The organism is Hydrogenophaga sp., from assembly GCF_041633695.1.
Classification (GTDB): Bacteria; Pseudomonadota; Gammaproteobacteria; order Burkholderiales; family Burkholderiaceae_C; genus Hydrogenophaga.
The window spans coordinates 1-11,427 of record NZ_JBFJMY010000107.1 but is presented as its reverse complement, the minus strand read 5'-3'; the positions used below and the strand labels follow the sequence as shown (position 1 = coordinate 11,427).

Here is an 11,427-nt window from a genome sequence, read left to right as displayed (position 1 = left end):
GCGGCGCCGGGCTGCCGCTGCTCGACGCCTGCCTGGTCCTGCAGGAGATCAACCAGAACGGCGGTAGCGCGGTGCACTGCCATGCGCAGATGTACACCATGGCGTCGATCATGCGCCACGGCAGTGAAGCGCAGAAGCGCGCGACGCTGCCACGCATCGCCGACGGCAGCCTGCGGCTGCAGGCCTTCGGCGTGACCGAGCCCGACGCCGGCTCCAACACGCTGGCGATCAAGACCTTCGCGCGCAAGGTGCCGGGCGGCTACGTCGTCAACGGCCAGAAGATCTGGACCTCGCGCTACAGCCACTCGCACATGTATCTGCTGATCGCGCGCACCACGCCGATCGACGCGGTGAAGATGAAGACCGATGGCCTGAGCCTGTTCCTGATCGACATCAAGAAGGCGGGCGCGTCGCTCAAGGCCACGCCGATCCGCACGATGATCAATCACCACACCTTCCAGGTCTTCATCGACAACCTCGAACTGAGCGACGACGACCGCATCGGCGAGGAAGGCAAGGGCTTTTACTACCTGCTGGATTCGCTGCATTCCGAGCGGCTGCTGGTGGCCAGCGAGGCCATCGGCGACGGCCACTGGTTCGTCGGCAAGGCCGCGCGCTACGGCAGCGAGCGTGTCGTCTTCGACCGCCCGATCGGCGCCAACCAGGGCGTGCAGTTTCCGATCGCGCGCGCCCACATGAACATCGAGGCCGCCGAACTGATGCGCAACAAGGCCGCGACGCTGTTCGACGCCGGCCTGCCCTGCGGGCGCGAAGCGACCATGGTCAAGTACCTGGCCAGCGAAGCCGCCTGGGAGGCAGCCGAGGCGGCCATGACCACCTTCGGCGGCTATGGCGTGGCCTGCGAGTACGACATCGAGCGCAAATGGAAAGAGAGCCGGCTGTTCCGCACCGCGCCGATCTCCAACAACCTGGTGCTGGCGCAGGTGGCCGAGCATCTGCTGGGTATGCCCCGCTCTTACTGATGGCCCAGATGCACCACGAAACCCTGCTGATCCACCCCGCGCCGGGCACCGCACCGGAGGACGGCATCCGCTGCCTGGTGCTCAACCGCCCCGAGGTGATGAACGCGATGAACACGCAGATGTTCGTCGACCTGCGCAACGCCCTGCACGAACTGGCCTTCGACGACGGCCTGCGTGTGCTGATCATCACCGGCGCCGGTGAACGAGCTTTCTCGGCCGGCGGCGACCTCAAGCAGCGCGACGGCATGACCGACGGTCAATGGCGGCGCCAACACCAGCTCGCCGAAGAGGTGTTGCTGGCGGTCAAGGATTTCCCGCAACCGGTGATCGCCGCCGTCGAAGGCCACGCACATGGCGGCGGCGGCGAACTGGCGTTGATGTGTGACTACATCGTCGCTTCGCGCGCTGCGGTATTTTCGCTGCCCGAGCTGCGGCGCGGCATCATGCCCGGCGGCGGGGGTATCCAGAACCTCGTGCGCGCCGTCGGTGCGCGGCGCGCCAAGAAGCTGCTGTTCACCGCGCGCCGCTTCTCGGCCGAAGAAGCCGCCGAATGGGGCATGGTCACCGACCTTGCCGAGCCGGGTACGGCGCTGGCCGCCGCAGTCGCCGACGCGCGCGACATCGTGCTGGCCGCACCGATGGCCACCCACTACGCCAAACTCGCCGCCTCGCGCGGCGGCGAGATTGACTTCCACAGCGGCTACATGCTCGACATCGCCGCCTACAACGTGCTGGTGTCCTCGGCCGACAGGCTGGAGGGCGTGAAGGCCTTCAATGAAAAGCGCCCACCGCGCTGGAGCGGACTCTGACATGTTCAAAAAAATCCTGATCGCCAACCGCGGCGAAATCGCCTGCCGCATTGCACACACCTGCCGGCGCCTCGGTATTGCAGTGGCCGGTGTGCATTCGAGTGCTGATCGCGATGCGCTGCACGTTGACCTGATCGGCGAGTCGATCGAAATCGGTGGGGCAACGCCAGCCGAGAGCTACCTGCGCATTGATGCGGTGATCGATGCGGCCCGGCGGACCGGGTCGCAGGCCATTCATCCTGGTTTTGGCTTTCTGGCCGAAAACGCGGTCTTCGCGCGCACGGTCGAGGCAGCCGGCCTCGTCTTCGTCGGCCCGACGCCCGAGGTCATTGAGCGCCTGGGCGACAAGGCGTCGGCCAAGCGCGAGGCCCGCGCCGCTGGCGTGGCCGTGCTCGGCGGCAGCGAGCTGCCCAGCCGCGACGCGGCTGAAGTGGCGGCCACCGTACGCGGCCTGCCACTGCCGGTGATTCTGAAAGCGGCCGCCGGTGGCGGCGGCAAGGGCATGCGGGTGGTGCAGCAATTGGACGGGCTGATGGAGGCCATCGAGTCGGCCATGCGCGAAGCCAAAAGTTCCTTTGGCGACGCGGCGTTGATCGTCGAAGCCTTTGTCGAGCGCGGGCGCCACATCGAGGTGCAGATCGTCGGCGATGGCCATGGCGAAGTGATTCACCTGTTCGAGCGCGAATGCACGCTGCAGCGGCGTCATCAGAAAGTCATCGAAGAGGCGCCAGCGGTGAATCTCGCCCCGGCGCTGCGCGAGGCGATGCTCGGTGACGCGGTGCGCCTGGGGCAGCGACTGCGCTATCGCGGTGTCGGCACGGTGGAATTCATCGTGCAGGGCGACCGTCACCATTTTCTCGAAGTCAACCCGCGGCTGCAAGTTGAGCATCCGGTGACCGAGGAGGTGACCGGGCTGGATGTGGTCGAGATCATGCTGCGCATTGCCGCCGGCGAGGGCTTGCCCTTGCGTCAGAGCGAAGTGCAGGTGCGCGGCCACGCGATTGAGGCGCGGGTCTGCGCTGAAGACGCAGCGCAAAATTTCCTGCCATCCACCGGCGAACTGATCGCGGTGCGGTTCCCGACTTCGGGTGTGCGGGTTGAATCGGGGGTGCGGGCCGGCATGGTGGTCACGCCCTACTACGACTCGATGCTGGCCAAGCTGATCGTTCATGCGCCCACGCGCGAGGCTGCGCTGGACCGTCTGAGTGGGGCGCTGGGCGATACCCAGGTGCACGGCGTCGAAACCAATTGCGCTTTTCTGCAGCGTCTGCTGGCCCTGCCTGCAACGCTGGACGCCAGCTTCCACACCCGTCTGATTGACGAGGTGCTGGCAGAGGGGGGTCAGGGCACGGGTAGCGCGCCGCTGGAGCGGCTGGCTGCAGCGGCGGCCTGGTGGTTGCTCGATGCGCGGCGCAGCAGCAAGCCATTCGGAGCCTGGTCGGCCTTGGACGTGACGGGTTGGCAGATGCACGCTGGCGACGATCGGCTCACGCCGGTTCCGGCGCTGTTGCTGCGCTCGGGAGGAACAACACACGAAGCCCGGTTCGGCGCCGTCTCGCCCGAGTCCGAAGTAACGGTGCAAATCGGCACCGAACGGGTTCGCCTGGCGCTGACCGCCAGCGCCGGGAGCGATTGGCGTTTGCGCATAGGGGATTGTCATGAGGTACTGACCATCGTGCGCAGCGACGATACCGTGTTTGTGCAGAGCGGCGGCACCGCCCACGCCATCGGCGTGACCTCCTACCTCAGCCAGGTCGCCACTGGCCGCCAGGCCAGCGGACAGTTGCGCACGCCGATGATGGGAATGATCCTGAAGACCCATGTGGAGGTTGGCGAGCGGGTACGTGCCGGCGACGTGGTGGCGACGATGGAGTCGATGAAGATGGAGATGCGCATCAACGCCGATCACGATGGCGTGGTGCGCTCGCTGTCGGTGCAGCCCGGGCAGATGGTCGAGCGCGGCCTGGTGGTGGCCGTGGTTGAGTCCGAGGGCGCCGCGGAATGAGCGGCAGCAAATCCAGCATGCGCGCCCCTCTTTGCAAACCTGGTGTTATCCACTGCTCAAAATGACGTGCCCGAGACGGCCCATGACCGGCATCCAACTTCCGAACGGTATTCAGGTTTTTGAGCGCGGCTGGCTGTCCTCGAACAATATTTTGTTCATCGGAGCACAGTCCAGCGCACTCGTTGACAGTGGCTACAGCACGCACGCGGAACTAACGACCGGGCTGGTCAGCGCCGCTTTGCAGCAGGGTCCGCTGGACTTGCTGCTCAACACGCATCTACACAGCGACCACTGCGGCGGCAATGCCGTCCTCCAGGGCAATTACCCAGAACTTCAAACCCTCATTCCGCCAGGCCATGCATCACTTGTCTCGTCATGGGACCCCGTCGCCCTGAACTATGTGCCATCCGGGCAACACTGCCCCCGGTTCAAGTTCGACGGTCTTCTTTTACCTGGCACGGAAATTCAGCTGGCCGACACGGCGTGGCAAATTCATGCGGCGCCGGGCCACGATCCCCATTCAGTCATTCTGTTTGAGCCGCAGTCCCAAACCCTGATCTCGGCAGATGCCTTGTGGGAAAAAGGCTTCGGCGTGGTGTTTCCGGAGCTTGAGGGCGACGCCGCATTCGACGAAGTGGCCGCCACCTTCGACCTGATCGAGCGGCTTGACCCGTGCTGGGTCATTCCTGGCCACGGCCCGGTATTCCGCTACCGCGCCGAGGTGCTGGCCTACGCGCGCGCGCGCCTCAACGCCTTTGTCAAGAGCCCTGACCGACATGCGCACCACGCAGTCAAGGTGTTGCTGAAGTTCAAATTGCTGGATCAGCAGCAACTGCCTTTTGCCGATTTTGTCGACTGGGCCGCCAACACCCGCTACTTCCAGCTCATTCACCAGAGGTTTGTTCCTTCTGTTCCCATCGACCGCTGGATGGAGCAGTTGACGCAAGAGCTTGTGCGTTCAGCAGCCGCACGAAGAGAAGGTGACATGGTCTACAACGCGTGAAATCGGTCACGGAGTGAATCATGCGACGAAGGCGCTGACGAATCAGCGTTCGTATGTGCAGAGCAAGCAATTTTTTAACAGGAGATCAGGATATGAGTGAAGCAGAAACGGTTTTGTACGAAGTGCGCGATGGCATTGCCACCGTGAAGATCAACCGCCCCGAGATGCGTAACGCGCTGTCACCGGCCGCCGCCAACCGGCTGCACGATCTGTGGGGTGAAGTCGATGCCGACAAAAACGTACGCGTGGCAATCCTGACTTCTGCCGACTGCGGCACCTTCTGCGCCGGGCTCGACCTGCGTGAGGCTTCGCGTGTCAAGAAGGAAGAAGGCGTGGACATCCTGACCAAGATGAAGGACCCGTTCCATGGCCGCCAGCGCCGTGTGGCCAAGCCCATCATCGCGGCCATGACCGGGCACCTGATTGCCGGCGGCATGATGCTGAGCCTGAACTCGGATTTGCGCGTCGGCCTCAAGGGCACGCAGGTCGGCATCACCGAAACCCGCATCGCCGGGCGCGGTAGCCCGTGGGCCATTCCCCTGCTGTGGATGCTGCCGCAGCCGCTGCTGATGGAGATGGTGCTGACCGGCGACCTGTATCCGATCGAAACCTTTCATGGGCTCGGTTTCATCAACTACCTGGAAGACACGCCGGATGCCGTGCGCGCTCGCGCCACCGCATTGGCCGAACGCATCCGCGACAACGCGCCGCTGTCGGTGATGGCGGGCAAGGAATCGATCATGACGGCGATGAGCGCCGGCTGCGAGGCCGGTATGGCGCTGGCCCACAACATCTACCGTGCCGCTTACGCCAGCGAGGACGCGCAGGAAGGTCCGCGTGCCTTCGCCGAGAAGCGCAAGCCGGTGTGGAAGGGGCGTTGATGTCGCTCCGTGGAGATGCCATGTCCAGCCTGGCCCCTCTGCTGGAGAACAACCGTGCCTGGTCGGCGCGCTGCGCTGCGGAAGATCCGCAGTACTTCGAGCGGCTGGCGCACCAGCAGATGCCGCGCTACCTGTGGATCGGCTGTTCCGACAGCCGGGTGCCGGCCAACGAAATTCTGGGCCTGCGGCCTGGCGAGGTGTTCGTGCACCGCAACGTCGGCAACCTGGTGGTGCACTCCGATCTGAACTGCCTGACGGTTCTGCAGTATGCGGTCGAGGTGTTGAAGGTCGAGCATGTTCTCGTGGTGGGCCACTACGGCTGCGGCGGCGTGCAGGCGGTGATAGAACAGCGCCGCACCGGTCTGGCCGAGAACTGGCTGCGCCATCTGGAGGACGTGGCGCGCAAACACGCTGATCGGTTCGACGGCATTTCCAGCGTTGACGAGCGCGCAGCGCGGCTTTGCGAGATGAACGTGATCGAGCAGGTCAGCAACGTGTGCCGCACCACCACCCTGCGCCGCGCCTGGGAGTGCGGGCAGCAAGTCGAGGTGCACGGGTTGGTCTACGGCCTGCGCGACGGCTTGCTGCGGCCGGTCGGGGGCAGCGTCAACCGCGGTCAGGACCAGCAGAAGCAATACGCCCAGTCTCTTGCTGCGCTTGGCACACTCTGAGTGATACGAAGAATACAAGTAAGGTTATTCCACATGCCAGCCGACACGACAACCCTCCCTGCCCCCAGCATCGCCGCCCAACTGGCCGCCTTCGCGCACGGCCTGACGCCAGACATGCTGCCCGCAGCCGTGGTCGAACAGGCCAAGCTGCTGATGCTCGACGCACTGGGCATCGCCTTGGCTTCGTCCCAGCACGACTTCGCGCACTGCGCTTACCGCGGCTTGCACGCCCTGGGCGGTGCGGGTGACAGCGCCGTCATGGGTGCCTTTGCCCCCCTGCCGCTGCGCGATGCGGTGCTGATGAATGGCATCCTGGTCCACGGGCTGGATTTCGACGACACCCACCCCGGCGCGATCACCCACCCCAGCGCCAGCGCCTTTCCGCTGGCGCTGGGTCTGGCGGCGCAGCGGCATGCCAGCGGGGCCGAGATGATCATGACCTATGTGCTGGCGATCGAGGTGGCGGCACGTCTGGGTGCAGCGGCCCAGGGACGCTTCCACGACGTGGGCTTTCACCCGACTGGCCTGGTGGGGGCTTTTGGGTGCGCACTGGCGGCCGGCAAGCTGATGGGACTGGATCAGGCGGGCCTTGAGCACGCGCAAGGCGTGGTGCTGTCGATGGCATCAGGCAGCATGGAATTTCTGAGCGACGGCGCCTGGACCAAGCGCATGCACTCGGGCTGGGCCGGTGTCAGCGGGCTGACCGCCACGGCGTTGGCCGGTGCCGGATTCCGCGGCCCGTCGCAGCCCTATGAAGGCCGCTTTGGTCTGTACGCCAGTCACCTGGCCGCGCGCGGCCTAAACGCCGATTTGTCCTTGTGCGCGCGCGGCCTGGGCGAGCGCTGGGAACTGATGGATGTGGCGGTCAAGTTGTATCCAACCTGCCACTTCACGCACGCCAGCATCGATGCCGCGCTGGCGCTGCGCGCGGCCGGTCTGCGCACTGACGAGATCGCTTCGGTACAGGTGCTGCTGCCGCAAGGGGTGCACCCGGTGGTGTGCGAGCCGGTGGCGGCCAAGCGGCGACCGGCCAACGTCTATGAATCGCAGTTCAGCATTCACCATCTGGTCGCGCTGGCCCTGCTGCGCGGCGAGCTGGGGCTGGCCGAACTGGATGCCGCCAACCTGAGCGACCCGCAGGTGCAGGCGCTGGCTGACCGCATCGAACACGCGGCCGACCCCGATGCCGATTACCCCACCTTCTTTTCCGGCGGGCTGCGCGTGCGCACGCACGATGGGCGCGAGCTGCGCCACCGCGAGGCCGCGCACCGCGGCGCGCCGGGGCGCCCCATCACGGCCGCTGACATCGAAGCCAAATTCATGGGCAATGCGCTACTGACCTTGCCGCGCGAGCAGGCGCTACGCCTGCTCGACGCGCTGCTGACAGCCGACCGCGCCCCAGATGCCGCCGTCCTGGCGCAGACCCTGACCCATTCCAACACTTCCGGAACCCTCTGATGACGACCAGCCAGTCCGTGGCCTTTGATGCCGAAAAAGAAAATATGGTGCTCGACGCCGTCGAACGCTTTGTGGACCGCGAGATCAAGCCGGTGGCGCAGCGGCTCGAGCATGCCGACGAATGGCCGGCCGACATTGTGGCCGGCATGCGCGAGATGGGCCTGTTCGGCTGCATCATCCGCGAGGAATATGGCGGCCTCGGCCTGTCGGCCAGCACCTATGCCAAGGTGGTGGAGCGCATCGCGCGGGTCTGGATGTCGGTGTCGGGCATCATCAACTCGCACCTCATAATGGCCGCCTGCGTGCAGCGCAACGGCACCGTGGCGCAGCGCCAGCATTTTTTGCCGCGCTTTGCCAGCGGCGAACTGCGCGGCGGGTTGGCGCTGACCGAGCCCGATTGCGGCACCGACTTGCAGGCGGTGCGCACGGTGGCGCGCCGCGACGGCGACCATTACGTCATCAACGGCACCAAGACCTGGATATCCAACGGCATCCATGGCCAGGTCTTTGCCGTGCTGGTCAAGACCGACCCCGAAGCGCAACCGCGCCATCGCGGCATGAGCCTGTTCATCTGCGAGAAGGGCCCGGGCTTCACGTCCACCAAGAAGCTGGAAAAGCTCGGCTACAAGGGCATCGACAGCGCCGAGCTGGTGTTCGACAACTTTCGCGTGCCGGCCGCCAACTTGGTCGGTGGCGTGGAGGGACAGGGTTTCAAGCACGTGATGGGCGGACTGGAACTTGGGCGCATCAATGTGGCTGCGCGCGGCGTGGGTGTGGCGCGCGCCTGCCTGGAGGAGTCGGTAGCCTATGCCCAACTGCGTCGCACCTTCGGCAAGCCGATCTGCGAACACCAGGCGATCCAACTCAAGCTGGCCGACATGGCCACCCGGGCGGAGGCGGCGCGTCTGCTGGTTGAACAGGCCGCGCGGGCTTATGACGCCGGCCAGCGTTGCGACATGGAAGCCGGCATGGCCAAGCTGTTCGCCAGCGAGGCGGCGGTCGAGAACTCGATGGAGGCCTTGCGCATCCACGGGGCTTATGGCTACTCGAAGGAAATGAATGTCGAGCGCTACTACCGCGATGCGCCGCTGCTGTGCATCGGCGAGGGCACCAACGAATTGCAGCGCCTGATCATTTCCGCCCAGCTGGTGGAGCGCAGCCCGATCTGATGTATCGCCTGGGGCGGCGCCTCAACTCGGCGGTGAATGAACCCCTCGGAGGAAAATTTCTTGAACAACCTGCTGTCCGCTTTCCGGTTCGCCGCCCTGCCCGCCGGGACGAATTCATTTCGCGCCGAGGTGAAGGCCTTTCTCCAATCCAGTTTTGAGCCAATGCCCGCCGACATCCGGGCCCGTTCATGGATGGGTTTCAATGCCGCTTTCAGCAAGAAGCTGGCCGCACGGGGCTGGGTCGGCGTGACCTTGCCGGCGCAATACGGTGGCGCCAGCCTGGACGCCTTCTCGCGCTTCGTGCTGGTGGAAGAACTGCTGGCCGCCGGCGCCCCGGTTTCCGCGCACTGGATCGCCGACCGCCAGAGCGGGCCCTTGATCCTCAAGTTCGGCACGGAGGCGCAACGCCAGTTCTACCTGCCGAAAATCTGCGCCGCCGAGGCGTTTTTCTGCATCGGCATGAGTGAGCCCAATGCCGGCTCCGACCTCGCCAGCGTCGGCACGCGGGCCACGCGCTGCCAAATTGACGGTTCAAGCGGCTGGCGGCTGAACGGCCGCAAGATATGGACCACCAACGCGCAGCACTGCCACTACATGATCGCGCTGGTGCGCTCGTCGGGCGAGCCGCAGGACCGGCAAAAAGGCTTGTCGCAGTTCATTGTCGATCTGGCATTGCCCGGCGTGACGGTGCGCCCGATCCGTGACCTGGCGGGTGATGCACATTTTTCCGAAGTGTTCTTCGACAACGTGCTGCTGACCGACGACGCGTTGATCGGCCATGAAGGCAGCGGCTGGGCGCAAGTCAATGCCGAACTGGCCTTCGAGCGCAGCGGCCCGGAGCGGGTGTACTCCAGCATCGTGCTGCTGGAGCACTGGATCACCTGCCTGCGCAAGACACCGGCGGTCTCGGTCCATGCCGCCACCATCGGGCGTTTCGCCACGCACCTGGCCACGCTGCGCAACATGTCGATCGCCGTCACGGCCAAGCTCGTCAACGGGGACAGCCCGTTGGTCGAAGCGGCCCTGGTCAAGGACATTGGCACCGAATTCGAGCAGAGCATTCCCTCTGTGATCGAAGCCGCCCTCGCCATGGACCCGGACGCCCTGGTCGATGCCGAGTTGTACCGCGCCGTGGCTTATGTGAGCCAGATGGCGCCCACCTATTCCCTGCGCGGCGGCACGCGCGAGATCCTGCGCGGCATGATCGCGCGCGGTCTGGGTCTGCGCTGAAAAAGAAAGCATTCCATGTTTGCACAAGCGATTGAAGATATCCTCCAGGACCAGTGCACGCCCGCCGTGGTGCGCGCGATTGAAGCGGGCGGCTCGCCGCTTAAGCTGTGGCAGGCGCTGCAAGGTGCCGGCTTCCTCGAACTGCTGGCGTCCGAGGACGCTGGCGGTGCCGGCCTCCCGCTGGCCGATCTGTTCCCGATACTGTGCAGCTTCGGCCGCTACACGGTGCCGGTGCCGGTGGCTCAGACGATTGTGGCGCGAGCGCTGCTGGGGTCGCAGTTTGCGATGCCCAGCGGCATGATTACGCTGGGCGCTGCGTTGCGGCGCGAGGCCGGTGGCGCTATCGTGTGCTCTTTCACACCTTACGGCATGCTGGCGGATTTCGTGCTGGCCCAAGATGGTGATGCCTTGTTGCTGCTGCACTGCGCAGCGGCGCAGCGTGAAGCAAGCGGCGTGCACGGGAGCCTGACGGCCACCCTGCGCTGGTCCGATGCGCGCGTCGCGACGCACGTGCCCGGCGCTGGCCCGCTGCTGCCGACGTTCGCGGCGGCCTTGCACGCCGCCGTGCTCAGCGGGGCCATGACCCGTGTGTTCGAAATGACACTGAAACACTGCAATGACCGCATCCAGTTCGGCAAAACCCTGGGCAAGTTCCAGGCGGTGCAGCACCAGTTGAGCGTCATGGCCGAACATGTGGCTGCTGCCTCGATGGCAGCCGAAGCGGCCTTCCACACCGACGCTGCGGCACCGTCCCTGCTCGCCGCAGCGATGGCCAAGTCCCGCACCAGTGAGGCGGCGGTTCTGGTCGCCTCCATCGCGCATGCACTGCACGGCGCTATCGGTATTGCGGAAGAATACGACCTGCAATTGCTGACCCGGCGCCTGCACGAGTGGCGCATGGCGCATGGCTCGGAGGCGCACTGGAATGTGTTGATCGGCCAGCGCGTGCTTTCTGCCGATGTGTCCATCGTTGATTTTGTGCGGTCTGTTTAGCCGCCGCTTTTGTGCCCACGATCAGCGGCGAAGTGATCGACACCCGGGGCTTGCAACAGTTTCGGTTCATCGATCCGGCTGTTGCGCTAACGACTTGCCCCCGCCAAGCGCTTCACTGAAGAAGTCGATGAAGGTTCTCAGCTTGGGTGTCACGTACTGCCGATTCGTGTAAACCGCATACAGCGTGAAAGGGGGCACCGTGTAGGTCGGCAGCACGCGCGCGAG

General features: G+C 65.2%; 10 protein-coding genes. All 10 read left to right on the top strand.

From position 1 onward, the window contains the following. Positions 1–983, top strand: a 983-nt coding sequence (locus ABYB95_RS08880) for an acyl-CoA dehydrogenase family protein (protein ID WP_372658101.1), incomplete at its 5' end; no start/stop codon positions are given. Beyond that, positions 983–1,792, top strand: a complete 810-nt coding sequence (locus tag ABYB95_RS08875; RefSeq protein ID WP_008905412.1) for an enoyl-CoA hydratase/isomerase family protein — start codon at positions 983–985, stop codon at positions 1,790–1,792. The genes ABYB95_RS08880 and ABYB95_RS08875, both read left to right, overlap by 1 nt. A gap of 1 nt (position 1,793) precedes the next feature. After that, a complete protein-coding gene (locus ABYB95_RS08870) occupies positions 1,794–3,797 on the top strand; it encodes a biotin carboxylase N-terminal domain-containing protein (RefSeq protein WP_008905411.1) in 2,004 nt (667 codons plus the stop codon). Between the two features lie 82 nt (positions 3,798–3,879). Further along, positions 3,880–4,800, top strand: coding sequence for an MBL fold metallo-hydrolase (locus tag ABYB95_RS08865; protein WP_008905410.1), 921 nt, complete (start codon positions 3,880–3,882; stop codon positions 4,798–4,800). A gap of 92 nt (positions 4,801–4,892) precedes the next feature. Further along, a complete protein-coding gene (locus ABYB95_RS08860) occupies positions 4,893–5,681 on the top strand; it encodes an enoyl-CoA hydratase/isomerase family protein (protein ID WP_069047315.1) in 789 nt (262 codons plus the stop codon). Positions 5,682–5,701: 20 nt separating this feature from the next. Continuing rightward, positions 5,702–6,352, top strand: a complete 651-nt coding sequence (gene can, locus ABYB95_RS08855; RefSeq protein ID WP_034694598.1) for a carbonate dehydratase — start codon at positions 5,702–5,704, stop codon at positions 6,350–6,352. A gap of 33 nt (positions 6,353–6,385) precedes the next feature. After that, complete coding sequence (locus ABYB95_RS08850; protein WP_372658100.1) at positions 6,386–7,810, top strand: MmgE/PrpD family protein; 1,425 nt, start codon at positions 6,386–6,388, stop codon at positions 7,808–7,810. Next, the gene (locus ABYB95_RS08845; RefSeq protein ID WP_008905406.1) at positions 7,810–8,979 is read left to right on the top strand and encodes an acyl-CoA dehydrogenase family protein; all 1,170 of its coding nucleotides are present in this window, start codon (positions 7,810–7,812) and stop codon (positions 8,977–8,979) included. Before ABYB95_RS08850 ends, ABYB95_RS08845 begins: the two co-directional genes overlap by 1 nt. A gap of 60 nt (positions 8,980–9,039) precedes the next feature. Further along, positions 9,040–10,209 carry an acyl-CoA dehydrogenase family protein gene (locus ABYB95_RS08840; RefSeq protein WP_008905405.1) on the top strand — a complete coding sequence of 390 codons (1,170 nt, stop codon included), beginning with the start codon at positions 9,040–9,042 and terminating at the stop codon, positions 10,207–10,209. Positions 10,210–10,224: 15 nt separating this feature from the next. Further along, a complete protein-coding gene (locus ABYB95_RS08835) occupies positions 10,225–11,202 on the top strand; it encodes an acyl-CoA dehydrogenase family protein (RefSeq protein WP_008905404.1) in 978 nt (325 codons plus the stop codon). Positions 11,203–11,427: the final 225 nt, after the last annotated feature.